Origin of the sequence: Mesorhizobium sp. WSM4906 (genome assembly GCF_029674625.1) — a bacterium.
In the GTDB taxonomy this organism is placed as follows: Bacteria; Pseudomonadota; Alphaproteobacteria; order Rhizobiales; family Rhizobiaceae; genus Mesorhizobium.
The window spans coordinates 5,108,394-5,124,628 of the sequence record NZ_CP121355.1 but is presented as its reverse complement, the minus strand read 5'-3'; the positions used below and the strand labels follow the sequence as shown (position 1 = coordinate 5,124,628).

Genomic DNA, 16,235 nt, shown 5'->3' with positions numbered 1-16,235 from the left:
GAGCGAAGCGACGCGCGCAGACCCTAGGATCCATGCCGTGACGTTGGCCATAGAATGCAACGGTGCAGAATGGTCGCTTGCAGCAATGCCAGCTAACATCGATCCATGACCGGCTATGTCTACATGACCGCAAGCCAGAAAGGCGGCACGATCTACATCGGCGTCACCAATGACCTTGGCCGTCGCATGCCTGAGCACAAGTCCGGTCAGGGCTCGCGCTTCACCAGCCGCTACGGCGTTCAGCGATTGGTCTGGTATGAGGAATACTTCGACATCGCCGAGGCCATCCAGCGCGAGAAGACACTGAAGCGCTGTCCGCGCCAATGGAAGATTCACTTGATCGAAAAGACGAACCCAGAATGGATTGAACTCTTTCGCGGAACCGGCTGGTGAGCGTTCTGCACCGCTGCGGCGCTTGCAGGTAACGGCATGGATCCCAGGGTCTCCGCGACGGAGCTTCGCTCCTGCTTCGCCCTGGGACGAAGGAAGGGGTTGGAGTGCCCCTTTGTCCTGCCGGACATCCTCCCTACAAGGCCTTGAGGGGAGACTGGGCGCGGCGCCCGCCCGCACTCACGCCTTCTTCAAAAACTCCGTCTTCAGCACCAGGCCCTTCACCTGCTTGGTGTTGCATTCGATCTCGCCGGGATTGCCGTTGAGGCGGATGTTCTTCACCAGTGTCCCGCGCTTGATCGTCTCGGACGTGCCCTTGACCTTGAGGTCCTTGGTCAGGGTGACGGAGTCGCCATCCTTCAGCGGCGTGCCGTTGCTGTCCTTTACGATGGCGTCTGTCATGGCGGGTCTTTCATCGGTTGGGTGGCGGTGCGTCCGCCTATCGCGCCGACGACAACCTGGTCAAGCCATTCGCTCATTGATCGTCACCTCCGCCTCGATCTCGACCGGGAGATCGAAGGGTAGCGCCGCGACACCGATGGCGGTGCGAGCGTGGCGGCCGATCTCCGGCCCGAAGACCTCGAGGATGAGATCGGAAAAGCCGTTCATCACCGCCGGCGTCTGGGTAAAGCCTGGCGCCGAATTGACCATGCCGTGCACGCGGCACCAGCCGGTGATCCGGTCGAGGCTGCCGAGCTCGCGCTTCAGGCTGGCGAGCATCGACAGCCCGACCTTGCGGGCGGAGGCCCGCGCTTCTTCCGGCGACACGCTCTCGCCGACGATGCCGAACGGGCCGGCGAGCGAACCGTCCGGCTCCTGCGGTCCGTGGCCGGAGATATAGGCGCGGTCGCCGCGCACGTTCACCCAGGGAAAGGGCAGCACCATGACCGGCGGCAGTTTCAGCGGCGGCGGCAGCACGATGCCGAGCGCGGCAAGCTTTTCGTCGGCACCCGGCATGGCATGGCCTCCCTCGGAGCCTCGTCGCACGGCGCCATTGCAGCGCCCGGCCGCGACCATGCCGAGCTTTCCGGTTCGCCGTCCTTTCGTCAAGACCGCAGGAATTGACCGGATTGGAATGGCCCGCGCGGATCGCAAAGCTGCGGTCCGCGCGGGCGGGCGCCTGCCCCCGCGGCGGCGCCAAGCCCCCAACGCTCAGGCTGGCCGGGTGGCTGTTCGATTCGGCTCTTTGCCCGGCCGATCGTTTTTCCTCGCCGGTCGACCGGCGACCGCCACGCGGTCATCCGGCAACGGCTCCCTTTTTGTTTTGCGCAATTCCGAACGAAAAACCGCTGAGCACCTTCCGGTTCGCTTCTAGAAATGCAGGTCCAGCGGCGGCGGATAGGCCTGGCCCGGTTCCTTCGCCATCGTATCGGCCGAAGGCGCGATGCCGCCGGTGGCTGTCCCATCGAGCGGCCGGGCTTTCTCGGTGCTGGTCTTTGTCTCGGTCGCCAGGATTTTCGTTTTGGCTTCAGCGGCTTGCGATAGCGCGAGCGCCACAACGAGCGCGGATAGAACGATCTTCATGACAGCTTCCCCTGCACCCACCCCGAGGCGAACCTAGCGTTGGCCGCCAGGCCGCAAAGGTGGCGCGCGCGGAACGCTGTGGAATTCTCTGGATTTCCTGGAATATTAGGCCATGGAAAATCGGCCTGGCCGGGAATGGAGACTGTCTGCCGGCGTGCTAAACCACATCGATAGGGCAGCTCGGCGATTCCCGCCAAACGCCGAAATGCTCAGATGCATGTCGCCCAAAAGTGCGAAGCGGTTTTGGGAGAACGACATGCATCAAAACAGGTGCATGTCGCCCAAAAGTGCGCAGCGGTTTTGGGAGAACGACATGCATCGAAACAGGTGTATGTCGCCCAAAAGTGCGCAGCGGTTTTGCGAGAACGACATGCATCGAAACAGGGATCTGAAGCGGCGAAGCATCGAGGGGCTTGTGGCATGGCGCAGCACATCGCGCAAAAACTGAGGCTGACTTCGGCCTTGCTGGGAACGGTGACCCGCAAGGACCTTGCGGCGGCATTCCGCGCCGTCAACCCGAAGACGGCGTTCGATCTCGGCCGTGCCGACAAATGGCTGCAGGGCCGCGCGCGGCCGCGCCAGACGAGCGTCTATGACGACTGGGCGAAGCTGCTCGGGCTGGAACAGCCCGGCGCCTGGATCGCCGAGAGCGAGCTGCCGGCCTTCACCGCCGCGATCGCGGCCCGCCACGGCATCGACGGCGCCGAGCTGGAGCGTCGGGCCAGCATGCAGTTCGAGGCCTCGATGCATGACGAGCGCGGCCTCGGCTCCGGGCTTGCCGGAACCTATGCCTGTTATTCCAGCGCCTGGTCGCCCTATTATCGCGGCCAGCTCATCAAGGGCCGCCTGTCGATCGAGCCGGGGCCGGGAGCGCATGGGCTGACGGCCATCTATCGCGAGATATTGCCGACCGGTCAGTTGCAGCTCGGCGGCCCGGTCAACCCGGCAAAGCGCGGCCTCTATCTGCATCTGAAGGACGTCGGCGGCGACACCCAGTTCTTCCTCTGCCTGTTCCCGCACACGCAGCCTGTCAGCGTGCTCGGCGGCTATATGTGCGGCGCCGCCATCATCGGGCCCGAGGCGCAGCCGTCGATCACGAGGATCATCCTCGTGCGTCTGCGCGATACCGCGCCCGGAGCCGAAACATGGGGCGGATATCTGCCGGCCGGCGGCTCGATCGCCGGCGACCTGGCGGCCATCGGCATCGCCGTGGAGCATCCGGAAACGGTCGACCGGCAACTCGAGCAGTTCCTCGGCGCCGACGCGGGCGGGGGCGCCAACCAGATCCCGCCTGCCGATTTCCGGGCCATCGTCGACGTGTTCGACCGCCACTGGCTGCAGCACGCGGGCTAACGCATGTCTCCCGAAAGTGCAAACCGGTTTCGGGACAAAGACATGCGTAAGATCAAAAGCTGAAGCATGTCTCCCGAAAGTGGAAACCGGTTTCGGGACAAAGACGTGCGCAAAATCAAAACCTGCGCCCCGGCTTCGCGCCGGAACATGACGGCGAAGAGCAGGACGGCGACGATACAGGCGGCGAGGCGAACTTGACAGGCCGGCCGCATCGCGCTCACCTGCGCCGGTCGTTGACCCGCGCAGGAATGGACGATGAAGAAGACCTACGAGAAGCCCAGGCTGCAAAAGCGCGACAGGCTCTCGGCCGCGACAGCCGTCGCGCCGTCATCCGGCTTCTCGTTCTGAGGCCGCTGGGTGAAGCGGCGCTGATCGTCGTCAGGGAAGGGTGGCGCTTCGCCCTGCGGCGGCGAAGGCAAGGATGGGCGCTTAGTTTCATTGATGTGCCTGGGCTGGTCCAGCTGGCCAGGAGCGGGCGGTACACTGCGCAGGTGTCCGCCCGTCCGGCGCCGCCGCCAAGCTGCTGAAACCCCGTCCGTCCCCAACAGCAACGGTCATGGCGTGTGACCAGTGCTTGCGAAGTGCCATTGGCGGGCCTTGCTGTCAACGCCGGCCGGGGCACCCTCGCAAGGGCGCTTTTCCCGTTGTGCAGAGCCGAAACCGCGCTGCCGCGATCGCGCCATTGCGGTTGCCGCAAGTCCCGGAAATGGCGGATTTCCGGGCTTTTCGGCCTTGCGGAAGGCGACGCTGCCGTTTGCCCCTATGCAGTTGAATAGGCTTGTTTTTCACCAGTCGAGGCGGTTCGGGGTTCCCCTTTTACCCCTGACTTTTTTTGGGGGCATTTCTGCAACGCAACATCGGCGCAACATCGGCGCCGAATCTCGCCCTCGACGAGGGAGACGCCATCCTGTGTGAACCGCTTCATGATCCCCTCATGCAGGCATGCTAGAAATGCGTCATCGAGTGGGGAGGGTGAGATGGGCGATCAGCTGCTCGAAATGCTTGCCAGGCGCAAGTCCTGGCTGGACAGGCTGGGGCTGGGGCTGCTCGTTTTTCTCGCGACGCTGATTGCCGGTCTCATGGGCGGCGCCAGCGCGCAGGAGGTCGAGACAGTCAGGGTGGCGACCTTCAACGCCTATCTGCTGTCGCCGATCTTCAAATGCGCCAATGCGCAATTCGCCGATTGCCTGCTGCAGATCCCCGGCGAGACCGAGAAGCAGGCCGAGCACCTCGCCGACACCATCCTGGCGGACACCTCCCGCTTCGACATCATCGCCATCAACGAGGCCTGGGACGAGGACGCCAAGCAGATCCTCATCGGCAAGCTCTCGCATGACTATCCGAACTATGTCGGCAAGATCGACGCGCCTCTGGTCAAGCTGCGGCCGCAGGCGATCCGCGACGCCATTACCAGCCTCGACCCCGCCGCGGCGGTAGCCATCTATGGCCAGCCGATCGAGAAGATCGACGGCGAGGACAGCGGACTGATGTTGTTCGCCAAGAAGGATTTCGAGTTCCTGCCGCTGCCGGACGACAGCTTCAAATGGGGCAGCGGCGACGGCGAGACGCTCGATGCGACCGGCGAGGTCGGCTTCACGCTGTACGAACATTGCGGCGGCGTCGACTGCCTGTCGGCCAAGGGCGCGGCGATCGTGCGGTTGCTGCACAAGCCGTCGCAGAGCAAATACACCGTGGTCTTCACCCACATGCAGGCCGACTATTTCGACAAGAACCCGCCCGAGCGCCATGCCGACGCCCGCGAGGCACAGTTCGCGCAGATCGAGAAGCTGATCGAGACGACGTTGTCGCCGCTGTCGGACGCGCAGCGCAGGCGCGAGCGCGTGCTCGTCATGGGCGACCTCAACATCCCGATCTTCCACGGAACCCCGACCGAATGGACCGGGCGCTTCGCCACGTCGGGCACCTACTGGACCGACGGCTATTACGACTCGTGGGCCGTGACCAATCCGGCCGATCCCGGCATCTCCAACTACATCGACGGCGAGCGCTACGACTATATCCTGGCTTCGCCCCAGCCTTACCGAAGCGGCGGCATCGAGGGGCCGATCTGCGTCCAGCACGTCACCATTCCGGTCGATTTCGTCGACCTCGAAAGCGACCACAACCTGGTCGCCGCGGATCTCAACCTCGGCAATTTCTTCTGCCATCCGGGCATCGCCTACAAGGTCAACATGACCAAGGTCGGCGTCGGCGGCAAGCCGCGCGAGGAGGAGGTCATCGATTGGCAGGACGGCCAGGACGTGACCCAGATCCGCTATCCGGGCTCGATGCAGTGGTTCCACGTCGTGAGGAGCGACGCCGGCACCTATTCGATCGGTCCCAGCACCGAGGACGTCAAGATCGACATCTTCCTGCCCGACAACATGACGACGCCGATCGCGAGCTACTATGGCAAGACCAGCAAGATCGTCGACCGCGAGCGCACCATGTACGTCCACACCTATGCGCTGCCCAGGGAGTTCTACATCCGCGCCACCGGCAAGGACCGCGCCTATACCGGCGACTATGCGTTGCTCGTGCGTCGCCACACCTGCGCGACGAAGGAAGAGGCCTGCTTGTTGCAGCCGGGCGAGGCGCCGCAAGGCGCGACGCTTTCCAAAGCCGGCGGCCTGTTCGGCACGCAAAACGAGGCCTGGTTCGCCTTCGACGTCGTCGGCCAGGCCGACAGCGGCGCCGACCAGACGGTCAAGCTGTTCGCCGAGGGCCTGCCCGATGCCGGCAACTACAAGGCCGAACTGGAAGACTTCACCAACACCAACGGCAGCGCTGCTCCCGCATTCGAGGAAAAAGGCACCGAGCGCAAGCTGAGCGACGCCATGGGCGACGGCTCGACCGGCTATATCGTCATCCGTCAGGGCACGCCGGGCGGAGCCGACGTGCCGGTCTGGGCCTTCATGGAAACCAGCGTGCGCAACCTCGAGCTCAAGGCGCTGATCTGCGAGGACGAGACCAACCCGGAACTCGGCTCGGACGACATCTACACCGAGCTTTCGATCGACAGCCGGTCCCTGCGCTTCCCTGCCTCCGGCGAGCGCGAATTCGACTGCGACGACTCCGCCGACCACAAGGACTGGGAGGCGTATTTCGGCCCGCGAAACCTCACCTTCGTCAGTCATGCGGGGATGAAGGTCATAGAAGAGGACGATTCCAGCCCCGACGACCCCAGCCGCCTCCGCGACTTCCCCGATCTCCCCATGGGAGTGACTTCGATCGATGGCGTCAGGACCCCCCTGATCTGGAATTTCGAGGGCGGCCGTTACCGGCTGAACTACGAGCTTCGGATGCGCCAGAACAAGTCGGTGAAGCCGGCGCCGTGATGTTCAGGCCTTACCTTCGAGGCCGAACTCCGCTGGATCTCGTTCCAGCTTCACGATGGCGCGCGCCAGCGCCGGTTCGATGATTTCGCGGGCGCGTTCATCGACCTCCGACAGGCTCCTGCGGATGGCTTCCTTCCAGGCGGGGCCGCGCTCATAGGCCTCCATGAACGCATCGGCGAGGTCTTCGGACTGCCGCTGCTCGATCATGGCTTGCATGATGGCGGCGGCCTGCGCCTTGTCCTTGCGGCTTTTGGCCGTGCCGTCATTGTCCGTTCGACGGCGGCTGGCGACGATGAGCTTGTGGGTGGCAAACCGTTCCGGCGAAGGCACGGTCACCGGCACGCCGGCCCCATGAAGCAGAACGGCGCGGATCGGATTGTAGATCAGGAAATCGAGAAACCGCAGCGGTTGCGCGGAAGCGCCGCCAAGCGCGGGCATAGGAGCAGGGTGCCCCTCATAATCGGCCGAACCGGTATTGGGCGTGAGGAACTCGACCCTGTATCCGGAACGGGACGAAAATTGCGTGGAGAGACGACCGTCGGCGGGGTGCGGAACCTCGCGGAACGTCGGATCGACGCTCTTCAACGTATCGAGCACAGGCGGCATCTTGTCGTCGACCGCTACCGAGATTGAGTGAAATTGCGCAAAATCGGCGTCGCTCGTCACCATGGACGTGCTGGGCAGGCGGATGCCAAGAACGGCCGGATAGCATTGATAGGCGACGGTGCCGACCAGGACGCCACGAAGCCGGAAGAAGCCGGCTTCGGCCAGCGCCTGGATGATGTCGCCGGTCTTGCCCTCCGGCCGCGGCAGGTGGGCTTCGCGAACCAGCGTCGAGACCAGCTTGCGGCGTTCCCTTATATCGGCCTTCAGATCCTTGAAGTTTTCGACCCGTTTGGTGATCTCGGGATCGTCGACGGGGCCGATATAGGTGCGTGTCTTGCCGCCATTGGCATCCGGCAGGTCGAGATACCAGTAACGCCGCCCCTTGACTTCGGCAGCGACAAAGCGACCGCCGACGCTGAACTCGCTGGAGAAGGATGCATCCAGAGACCGTTGCGCGAGCTCGGAATAGAGCGTCTGGTAGGGATGGGGTATCTGTTGCATGTTATTACCGCTTTCGCGGAAACGGTAATAACATGGGTTGGTTACGATTGCTATAATGCGCGACCCGGAACGCCCGTCTCAGTCGGCGCGGCGTGCGCGTCCCGCTTGTTACCGTTTTTGCGAATGCGGTAATAACCGTGTGCAAGCGCACCAGCGCGGTCCTGCCCGTCCTCCGCAGCTGCCGCGGAGCGTGGACCGGACATCTCCCAACAAACGGGAATTGGCGGTTCCACCGCCTCGCCTTCCTATCGCCCGCCGCACACCTCACGCACCAGTCCCCGCAGCCAGCGATGCGCGGGGTCGGCGTCGAGGCGCGGGTGCCACAGGAGCGAGATGGTGAGTTCGGCGAGCTTCACCGGCAGCGTGAAGGTGAACAGGCCTTCGCGCAGCTTGCCCGTATAGCGCTCGGGCACGGTGGCGATGAGGTCGGAGCCGCGCGCCAGCGCCAGCGCTTCCGCAAAGCCGCCGACCACGGTCGCGATCGTGCGCGTCAGCCCGGCGAGCTCCAGCGCATCGTCCACCGGCCCGCGGTCGAGGCCGCGCCTCGAGATCAATATGTGGCGGCCGGCGGCGAAACGGGCGGCGGTGATCTTGCCTTCGCTCAAAGGATGGCCCATCCGCGCCACGCCGACGAAACGGTCGCGGAATAGCGCCTGTGCCCGCACTTCCGGGCCGGTCGAGCCGCCGACCACGCCGGTCTCCAGATCGACGCTGCCCTCGCGCATCGGCGCGCTGTCCTTGTCCGGCTTCGGCACGAAGCGCAGCTGCACGCCCGGCGCTTCTTCCGCCACCCGGGCAATCAGCGCCGGGCCGAAATTCTCCACGAAACCGTCGCTGTTGCGCAGCGTGAAGCTGCGCGCAAGCCGCTTGAGGTCGAGCTTCTCGGCTGGACGCAGCACCGCTTCCGCTTCCTTCACCAGCCGGCCGACATCCGCGCCGAGCTCGATGGCGCGCGGCGTCGGCGCTAGGCCGCGCCCGGCGCGCACCAGAAGCGGATCGCCCGTCGCCTCGCGCAGTCTGGCCAGCGCCCGGCTCATTGCCGAAGGGCTGAGCCTCAGCCGGCGCGCGGCTTTCGCGACGCTGCCTTCGGCAAGCAGCACATCCAGCGTGACGATGAGGTTGAGATCGGGTCGCGACATGGCGCGACCATAGCATGGTTGCGGCGCGATGACATGGCGTCGCATGCACTGTTCGAGTGCAAATGATGCGCATTCCGCCATATCGGCCGCGCGCCTATCTTCCCGGCAAGTTCCACCTGAGCCAGAGAAGAACCATGACCGACATCGCCGATTCGCGCGCCGTACCTAGAAGCCGTTCGACGACCGGCGCGCTGGCCAGCCTGTCACTGGCCATGCTCTTGTCCTCGCTCAGCACCTCGATCGCCAATGTCGCGCTGCCGACGCTGAGCACGGCCTTCGCTGCCTCCTTCCCGGCAGTGCAGTGGGTGGTGCTCGCTTATCTGCTTGCCATCACCGCGCTCATCGTCAGCGTCGGGCGGCTGGGCGATCTCGTCGGCCGCCGGCTGCTGCTGATCGCCGGCCTCGGCCTGTTCAGCGCCGCCTCGCTTGCCGCGGCGCTCGCGCCGACCCTGCCGCTGCTGATCGCCGCCCGCGCCGTGCAAGGCCTGGGTGCAGCGGTGATGATGGCGCTAACCATTGCCTTTGTCGGCGAGACGGTGCCGAAGGAGCGCACCGGCAGCGCCATGGGCCTGCTCGGCACCATGTCGGCGATCGGCACGGCGCTCGGGCCGTCGCTCGGCGGCGTGCTGATCGCCTCGGTGGGCTGGCGCGCGATCTTCCTCGTCAGCGCGGCGCTTGGCGTCGCGGCCATGCTTGCCGCCCAACGCTTCCTGCCCATGGGCGGGGTGACGGAAGATCGAGGCGCGAGGGGGGAAGGCGCACGCTTCGATACGGTCGGCACGATCCTGCTTGCGCTGACGCTTGCCGCCTACGCTTTGGCGATGACCACCGGGCGCGGCCATTTCGGCGGCCTGAACGTCGCGCTGCTCGCCGCTGCCGTTCTCGGCGCCGGCCTGTTCCTCTATGCCGAGGGCAAGGTGGCTTCGCCTCTGGTGAAGCTCGCGCTGTTCCGCGACCCGGTGCTGGCGCCGAGCCTCGCCATGAACGTGCTGGTCTCCACCGTCATGATGGCCACGCTTGTCGTCGGGCCCTTCTTTCTGTCGCGCGGATTGGGCCTGAGCGAAGCGGTGACCGGCGCTGTGCTGTCGATCGGCCCGGTCGTCTCGGCGCTGTGCGGCGTGGTCGCCGGCCGCGCCGTCGATCGCCTCGGCGCATCCGCCATGGTCGTCGCCGGGCTGGCGCTGATGGCCGCCGGCTGCGTCGCGCTCGCCGTGCTGCCCGGGTTGTTCGGCGTCGCCGGCTACGCAGCGGCGATCGTCGTGCTGACGCCCGGCTATCAGCTCTTCCAGGCAGCGAACAACACCGCCGTCATGGCCGATGTCGACGGCAACGAGCGCGGCGTGGTGTCGGGCATGCTCAGCCTGTCGCGCAATCTCGGCTTGGTCACCGGCACGGCGGTGATGGGCGCGCTGTTCGCCTTCGCGGTAGGGACGAGGGACATGGCCGTTGCGGCGCCGGAAGCGGTCGCTGGCGGGATGAGGGTTACGTTCGCCGTCGCGGCGGTGTTGGTTGTGGTGGCGGTGGTAATTGCGGTGGGTGGTGCGCGTAATCTCCCCCCTCGAGGGGGAGATGGCCGGCAGGCCAGAGGGGGTCGTCTCACGTAGAGCACCAACGCCGGCCGGCGTCGCGAAGGGCGCCGGCGCTCCACGCGAAGCGACCCCCTCTGTCGCCTTCGGCGACATCTCCCCCTCGAGGGGGGAGATTAGTGCCCCGCCAATGTAACCCATCCCACATTCCCCGCGCCCGTCTTGCCGTATCGGCTTCCGTAAATTAGCCGATTTTGATATTGCGGTGTGGTCTTCTCCCGCCGCGGGAAGCCAGGGGGTAAATGGCAGTGGAAGGGTGCCCGGCCGCATGACTGTCGGTCCGCATAGCGGGCCGCTGAACCTGTGCGTGCTCGGCGATTTCCAGGTGACCCGCGAGGGCGCGCTGCTCGACCTGCCGCCCTCGCGCAAGACGAGGGCCTTGCTCGCCTATCTCGCCGTCACCGGCAAGGCGCACCAGCGCGAGCGGCTTTGCGAAATCTTCTGGGACATTCCCGACGATCCGCGCGGCGCCTTGCGCTGGAGCCTGTCCAAGATCCGCCAGGTGCTGGGCGAGGACGAATGCGCTTTGGTCGCCGACCGCAACAGCGTCGCGCTGAAGGTCGCGACGGATTATGCCCGGCTGCTGCCGCTGGTGAAGGGCGATCTTTCCCTGGCGTCGACGGAGGAGCTCGAGGCTGTCGCCGGCTCGATCCGTGGCGATTTCCTCGCCGATCTCTCGCTCGATCGCTGCTTCGAATACGAGGCCTGGCGCGCCGGCGTCGCCAGCGAGGTCGAGATCGCCGAGCTCGGTATTTTGCGCGAACTGGTCGGGCGTCTGGCCGGCGAGCCGAGGCGGGCGCTGCCGCTTGCCCGGCGCTTGGCGCGGCTGCTGCCGGAGGATGTCGGCCTGGCCGAAGAGATCGAGGCGCTGGAGGAGAAGGTGAGGGCGGCGGCCGCCCAGCCGACGGCACGCTCTGCCGAACCCAGCGCGAATGCCGCACCGCCGCAATCGGCTTCGCCCGGAAAAAGCGCGGCGGCCGCGCAGGATCCCGGCCGCGCCGTCCATTTCTGCCGCGCTGTCGACGGCACGAGGCTTGCTTTCGCCAAGACCGGCAGCGGCCCGCCCATCCTTCGCGCCGCGCATTGGATGTCGCATCTCACCTTCGACTGGGACAGCCCGATCTGGCGGCACTGGATGAAGGAACTGTCGCGCGAGAACCAGCTGGTGCGCTACGACGAGCGCTGCAACGGCCTGTCGCAGCGCCACGTGGTCGACGTCTCGTTCGAAACCATGGTGTCGGATCTCGAATGCGTGGTCGAGGCGGCGGGGTTGGGTCGCTTCACGCTTCTCGGCCTCTCGCAAAGCTGCGCGGTTTCGATCGCCTATGCCATACGCCACCCCGAGAAGGTCTCGGGCATGATCCTCTACGGCGGCTATGTCAAAGGCTGGCGGGCGCGCGGCGACGCCGGCGAGATCGCCACGCGCGAGGCCGTGGCGACGCTGATGCGCGAGAGCTGGGGCAAGTCGAATCCGATGTTCCGCCAGGCCTTCTGCTCCATGTTCATCCCCGGCGCCACGCACGAGCATTTCGCCTGGATGGACGATCTGATGCTCCGCACCGTGTCGCCGGACGACGCCTGGCGCCTGCAGAGCGCCTTCTCGGTGGTCGATGTCAGCGACCTCCTGGAAAAAGTGCGGGTGCCGACGCTGGTGCTGCACGCGCGGGAAGACAATGTCGCCCCGGTCGAATCCGGGCGCACCATGGCGGCGGGCATTCCCGGCGCGCGCTTCTTCGAGCTGGAAAGCCAGAACCACATCCTGCTCGAGGGCGAGCCGGCCTTCGACCAGTTCATCGGCCACGTCCGCGCTTTTGTCGCCGAGACAGCTGGATCGTAAGGCCCCTGGGGTAGTTGTCCAGCCGCCGCTCATGGAACCATACTAATCAGCGGGCGTTCACTTATTGCGTTTATTTCGGATATTGCGGATAATGGCACAAAACTATCCGACGCCGATAAGGACATGGATCAATGACCAAGCTGCTCGGACGACCGATCATGCCATCGGTGGACGATGCCGAACTCGCTGCCCAGGCCAGCCGGATGCTTTCGCGCACCAAGCGCGACGGTGCCGAATTGAAGGTTCAAGTGGGTAAGGAAACTTTGCGCCTGCCAAAGAGCGTGGGCGACCTGCTTTACCGTCTTCTGACCGAAATGGGCCAGGGAAACGCGGTGACGGTGATCCCGATCCATGCCGAGCTTACGACTCAGGAGGCGGCGGACTACCTCAATGTATCGCGCCCGTATCTCATCCGACTGCTGGAGGAGGGCAGGCTGCCTTTCACCATGGTTGGAACGCATCGGCGCGTGAAGTTCTCCGATCTGGCGGCATATCGAAACAGCGAGGAGGAAGAGCGCAAGAAGGTTATGGAGGAGCTGGCCGCCCAGGCCCAGGAATTGGGGATGGGCTATTAAGACCTCTTCCCACACCGCGGTTTTGGACGCCTGCGTTCTTTATCCGGCCTCTGCCGAAAACGGTTGGCCATCTGCGCGCCTATGCTGGAGTAATCTAGTCCAGGCAGGAGAGCTTGGCGGCAAGCATTTGTCCTTCCGCGATCACGCAATTTTCCTCGCGACGCGCGAAGCCTATCTTTGACGGTGGCGGTGCCCATTCCGCCTTCGGCCGGTGCCTCAGCTACCCCAACGCCCCCCACCCACTGCGGCGCCGGCCTCATTCTCGGCAAGCTGCCGAAAGCGACGCCTGCCATGCACAGTCTCCAGCCCGGCTCCCCGCAATGAGCGGTGAGCCGGGCTGAGGCTCGATACTCTCATGTTCACCGTTTGCCGCCCGCCATCTTCGCCGCATCGGCCAGGCGCCGGAGCGAAAGCATCGAGATCGCGCCGATGAGTGGGCCAGGCGCCAGCATGAGGAATGCCCAGCGCCAGCCGAGCAGGTCCGCCGCATGCGGCAGCAGCCAGATCGCCAACACCGTCAGTCCGAAACCCAGCCCAAGTTGCACCGATAGCGCCGTGCCGACGAAACGGCTGTCGGCAAGCTCGGTGACCGCGGCCGAGAATTGCGCGGAATCGCCGATCACAGAAATACCCCAGACGAAGATCACCAGCCCCAACAGCCAGAGCGGTCCGTCGAAGACGAAGCCGATCGTCAGCGCGCAGAGGCCGGACACCATCATCATGCCGGCGGTAGTGAGGCTGCGCCCGATGCGATCGGAAAGCGCGCCGCCAACCAGGCAGCCGCCGGCGCCGGCGGCGATGGCGAGGAATGTCAGCAGCGAGGCGAGCGCCGGGGAAGGGCGCTGCTGCGCCTCGAGCGCGGCGCGCACATAGGCGATCAGCCAGGCCCACATGGCGTAGAGCTCCCACATGTGGCCGAGATAGCCGATATTGGCCAGCATCAGCGCCCGGTCGCGGAAGATCGCGCCGATCCGGCGCGGCTCGAAGACGGCCTTGCCGAAAGGATGGGGCCCTTCACCGGCGAACCAGAACAGCATCGAACCGATCAGGGCGGCCACGGTCGCGCCCAGCACCACGAGCTGCCAGTCGAGCGAGCCGGCGAGCGCCCGGAACAGATGCGGCAGCGAGGAGCCGAGCGTCAGCGCGCCGATCAGCGCGCCGAGCGCCAGCCCTCGGCCGCGCACGAACCACGTGGACACGAGCTTCAAGGCCGGCGGATAGACGCCGGCCAGCGCGATGCCGGTCACGATGCGTGCGGCAACGACGCCGCCCGGCGCCGGCTGCAAGAGGAGCACGGCATTGGCCATCGCCGCCACGAGCGCCGAGATCGCCATCAGCCGGTTGAGCCTGACGATGTCGGGCAAGTTGACCAGGCCGGCGGCCAGCGCGCCGGCGACGAAGCCGATCTGCACGCCGTTGGTCAGCCAGATGTCGATCGGTCCGGACAGGCGCCATGCCGCCTTGAGCTCGGCCGTGATCGCCGTCGCCGAGAACCAGGTGGTCAGCGACAGCACGACGGCCAGGCAAAGCAGTCCGAGCACCCTCCAGCGGCGCATATCCTCGGGAATGTCGGCCGATGCGATCTCGGTGCGCCGGAGCGTCGTTGCCCAGAGTGTCATCGCAAAGGCTCAGCCATTGGCGAGCGGCACGGTGAACACCGTCGCGGTGCCGGTGAGGCAGACGTCGCCCGCCTCGTTGCGCACCGATGTCTCCAGCTTCGTGATCGGCTTGTCGGCGCGCACGTCCTTGACCTCGACGCGGCCGGTGATCAATTCGCCGACGCCGACCGCCTTGACGAATTTCCACGAGACCTCGAGGAACACCGAACCCGGGCCGGGAAGGTCCTCCGCCACCACCGCGTTGAGGATGCCCGAGGTGACGCCGCCCTGAACGATCAGCTTGCCGAACACCGAAGCCTCGGCGAGCCGCTTGTCATAGTGCAGCGGGTTGCGGTCGCCGGTCATGTCGGCGAACGCGTCGATATCCTCGGGCCGCGTGCGCCGCGAGCGCTCGGCGACGGCGCCCACTTGCGGCCGCCCGTTGATGACGCCGATCCAGCCGTCCCTCATCAGATGCACAGTCATGGTCTTGCTCCGGTTCGGTTGCGATAGAGGCTCGAGGCGCTGGTGGCGCCGGGGTGTGGCTCGTCCTGGTTCGCCGGCGCCGGATGGCTCGTCGGCTGGCAAGCGACCGGCCTGGGGCGGTGAACCGGCGTCGCCTGTCCGGCCAGCGCCTGGACCTCGGCCTTGAGCACGGCGCTGAAGCGGCGATGCCGCTCGCCGAGATCGGCCAGCGACCAGTCGAAACCGGCAATGGCGTCCGTGGTGTCGAGGATCTGGTGGGCGAAGCGGTCGCGCTCCTGCTGCCAGGCCGCGAAGGCTGCTTCCGATCCGTCGAGGATCGCCCGCGCAAGGGTCTCGGCATCGCGCAGGGCGTCGGCAATGCCGTGCGAGGTGATCGGGTCGCGGAAGAAGCCGGCGTCGCCGACCAGCGCCCAGCCCGGGCCATGGGCCTGGCGGATGTAGCCCGGCACGCCGCGGAAGGCCTGCAGGCGGACGTCCTTCGGCGCCCGGCTCGCCTGTTCGGCCAGCGCCGGCGAAAGCGCCTCCAGCACCTCCATGCGGGCGCGGCCATGGCCGACGCGGAAGCGCTGGTCGAAGATACGTGTCGGCACCGAGGCGACGATGCAGGCAAGCCCGTTATTGGTGGGAATAAGGGATCCGGCGACCCCGTCGCGAAAATACCAATGGTAGCCGGCGCCTGGCTCGACGGGCGCGTAGCCATAGACATGGGCGGCCGAAACCGTGCCGCTTCTGAGCATCTGCGCGCCGCAGCATTTGGCCACCAGCGAGCCGATGCCGTCGGCGCCGATGACGATGTCGGCGCTCACCCGCAGGGCGGCGCGGCCGGCGCCGCGGATCTCGACGCCGCGCACGCGCCCGCGTGTGTCGGCAAACAGGTCGCCGACCGCCATGTCGTGCAGGAACTCGGCGCCGGCCTTGCGCGCGGCGCCGACGAGGGTGCGGTCGAGCACGGTGCGCCGTGGCGCGATCAGCCCGGGAAGGTCGGGCCCGGCATTGAGCGGGATGGTGATCTCGTCATCGCCATAGTGGAACGTCGTCGCCTCGATCAGCGGCGTGCCGGCCTTGCGCAGCGGCTGGAGCAGGCCCCAGCGCGACAGCTGCAGCACGGCGGGCCGCATCAGCGCATGCGTCGACAGCGTGTCGGAGCCGTACGACCTGCGTTCGATCGCCAGCACTTTCAGGCCGGCGCGGGCAAGCAGCAGGGCCGTCGAGGCGCCGGCGCAGCGCGCGCCGACGATGATGGCGTCGTAATGGCCGCGCCTGGGCACGGGCGGAAGCGAACGGATCGGGGTTGTCGGCATC

At 66.1% G+C, this 16,235-nt stretch carries 14 protein-coding genes; 6 read left to right on the top strand and 8 right to left on the bottom strand.

The window, feature by feature from the left end:
- Window positions 1-105 precede the first annotated feature (105 nt).
- Entirely contained in the window at window positions 106-393 is a 288-nt protein-coding gene (locus QAZ22_RS24700; RefSeq protein WP_278203341.1) for a GIY-YIG nuclease family protein, read from the top strand.
- A 177-nt stretch (window positions 394-570) separates the two neighbouring features.
- Here the strand turns inward: QAZ22_RS24700 and QAZ22_RS24695 are convergent, their stop codons facing one another.
- The 3 genes from QAZ22_RS24695 to QAZ22_RS24685 form a co-directional block, all read right to left on the bottom strand.
- Window positions 571-792, bottom strand: a complete 222-nt coding sequence (locus QAZ22_RS24695) for an alkylphosphonate utilization protein (protein ID WP_278203340.1) — start codon at window positions 790-792, stop codon at window positions 571-573.
- Between the two features lie 60 nt (window positions 793-852).
- Window positions 853-1,347 (bottom strand): RidA family protein, encoded by a 495-nt coding sequence (locus QAZ22_RS24690; protein ID WP_278203339.1) that lies wholly within the window; start codon window positions 1,345-1,347, stop codon window positions 853-855.
- A 354-nt stretch (window positions 1,348-1,701) separates the two neighbouring features.
- Window positions 1,702-1,914 (bottom strand): hypothetical protein, encoded by a 213-nt coding sequence (locus QAZ22_RS24685; protein WP_278203338.1) that lies wholly within the window; start codon window positions 1,912-1,914, stop codon window positions 1,702-1,704.
- Window positions 1,915-2,334: 420 nt separating this feature from the next.
- Between QAZ22_RS24685 and QAZ22_RS24680 the strand changes: the two genes are divergently transcribed.
- Window positions 2,335-3,267: a hypothetical protein gene (locus QAZ22_RS24680; protein WP_278203337.1), complete on the top strand. Its 933-nt coding sequence runs from the start codon at window positions 2,335-2,337 to the stop codon at window positions 3,265-3,267.
- Between the two features lie 977 nt (window positions 3,268-4,244).
- A complete protein-coding gene (locus tag QAZ22_RS24675) occupies window positions 4,245-6,605 on the top strand; it encodes an endonuclease/exonuclease/phosphatase family protein (protein ID WP_278203336.1) in 2,361 nt (786 codons plus the stop codon).
- A gap of 3 nt (window positions 6,606-6,608) precedes the next feature.
- Here QAZ22_RS24675 and QAZ22_RS24670 read toward each other — a convergent pair whose 3' ends face one another.
- Window positions 6,609-7,712 (bottom strand): GSU2403 family nucleotidyltransferase fold protein, encoded by a 1,104-nt coding sequence (locus tag QAZ22_RS24670; protein WP_278203335.1) that lies wholly within the window; start codon window positions 7,710-7,712, stop codon window positions 6,609-6,611.
- Between the two features lie 245 nt (window positions 7,713-7,957).
- A complete protein-coding gene (locus tag QAZ22_RS24665; protein ID WP_278207932.1) occupies window positions 7,958-8,851 on the bottom strand; it encodes a LysR family transcriptional regulator in 894 nt (297 codons plus the stop codon).
- A 134-nt stretch (window positions 8,852-8,985) separates the two neighbouring features.
- Here QAZ22_RS24665 and QAZ22_RS24660 point away from each other — a divergent pair, with 134 nt between their 5' ends.
- From QAZ22_RS24660 to QAZ22_RS24650, 3 genes are all read left to right on the top strand, one after another.
- Entirely contained in the window at window positions 8,986-10,455 is a 1,470-nt protein-coding gene (locus QAZ22_RS24660) for an MFS transporter (protein WP_278203334.1), read from the top strand.
- A 250-nt stretch (window positions 10,456-10,705) separates the two neighbouring features.
- Entirely contained in the window at window positions 10,706-12,274 is a 1,569-nt protein-coding gene (locus QAZ22_RS24655) for an alpha/beta fold hydrolase (protein WP_278203333.1), read from the top strand.
- Window positions 12,275-12,405: 131 nt separating this feature from the next.
- Window positions 12,406-12,849 (top strand): helix-turn-helix domain-containing protein, encoded by a 444-nt coding sequence (locus QAZ22_RS24650; RefSeq protein ID WP_278203332.1) that lies wholly within the window; start codon window positions 12,406-12,408, stop codon window positions 12,847-12,849.
- Between the two features lie 359 nt (window positions 12,850-13,208).
- On the opposite strand, the gene QAZ22_RS24645 is transcribed toward QAZ22_RS24650, so the two are convergent.
- The 3 genes from QAZ22_RS24645 to QAZ22_RS24635 are packed head-to-tail and all read right to left on the bottom strand — an operon-like array spanning window position 13,209 to window position 16,234.
- A complete protein-coding gene (locus QAZ22_RS24645; RefSeq protein WP_278203331.1) occupies window positions 13,209-14,468 on the bottom strand; it encodes an MFS transporter in 1,260 nt (419 codons plus the stop codon).
- Window positions 14,469-14,477: 9 nt separating this feature from the next.
- On the bottom strand, window positions 14,478-14,933 hold the full coding sequence (locus QAZ22_RS24640; RefSeq protein ID WP_278203330.1) for a MaoC family dehydratase: 456 nt from the start codon (window positions 14,931-14,933) through the stop codon (window positions 14,478-14,480).
- Entirely contained in the window at window positions 14,930-16,234 is a 1,305-nt protein-coding gene (locus QAZ22_RS24635; RefSeq protein WP_278203329.1) for an NAD(P)/FAD-dependent oxidoreductase, read from the bottom strand. Before QAZ22_RS24635 ends, QAZ22_RS24640 begins: the two co-directional genes overlap by 4 nt.
- Window position 16,235 lies beyond the last annotated feature (1 nt).

Bases quoted from the DNA above. Each gene is read 5' to 3' on its own strand.
- QAZ22_RS24700 (WP_278203341.1), top strand. From the start codon at position 106: ATGACCGGCTATGTCTACATGACCGCAAGCCAGAAAGGCGGCACGATC.
- QAZ22_RS24695 (WP_278203340.1), bottom strand. From the start codon at position 792: ATGACAGACGCCATCGTAAAGGACAGCAACGGCACGCCGCTGAAGGAT.
- QAZ22_RS24690 (WP_278203339.1), bottom strand. From the start codon at position 1,347: ATGCCGGGTGCCGACGAAAAGCTTGCCGCGCTCGGCATCGTGCTGCCG.
- QAZ22_RS24685 (WP_278203338.1), bottom strand. From the start codon at position 1,914: ATGAAGATCGTTCTATCCGCGCTCGTTGTGGCGCTCGCGCTATCGCAA.
- QAZ22_RS24680 (WP_278203337.1), top strand. From the start codon at position 2,335: ATGGCGCAGCACATCGCGCAAAAACTGAGGCTGACTTCGGCCTTGCTG.
- QAZ22_RS24675 (WP_278203336.1), top strand. From the start codon at position 4,245: ATGGGCGATCAGCTGCTCGAAATGCTTGCCAGGCGCAAGTCCTGGCTG.
- QAZ22_RS24670 (WP_278203335.1), bottom strand. From the start codon at position 7,712: ATGCAACAGATACCCCATCCCTACCAGACGCTCTATTCCGAGCTCGCG.
- QAZ22_RS24665 (WP_278207932.1), bottom strand. From the start codon at position 8,851: ATGTCGCGACCCGATCTCAACCTCATCGTCACGCTGGATGTGCTGCTT.
- QAZ22_RS24660 (WP_278203334.1), top strand. From the start codon at position 8,986: ATGACCGACATCGCCGATTCGCGCGCCGTACCTAGAAGCCGTTCGACG.
- QAZ22_RS24655 (WP_278203333.1), top strand. From the start codon at position 10,706: ATGACTGTCGGTCCGCATAGCGGGCCGCTGAACCTGTGCGTGCTCGGC.
- QAZ22_RS24650 (WP_278203332.1), top strand. From the start codon at position 12,406: ATGACCAAGCTGCTCGGACGACCGATCATGCCATCGGTGGACGATGCC.
- QAZ22_RS24645 (WP_278203331.1), bottom strand. From the start codon at position 14,468: ATGACACTCTGGGCAACGACGCTCCGGCGCACCGAGATCGCATCGGCC.
- QAZ22_RS24640 (WP_278203330.1), bottom strand. From the start codon at position 14,933: ATGACTGTGCATCTGATGAGGGACGGCTGGATCGGCGTCATCAACGGG.
- QAZ22_RS24635 (WP_278203329.1), bottom strand. From the start codon at position 16,234: ATGCCGACAACCCCGATCCGTTCGCTTCCGCCCGTGCCCAGGCGCGGC.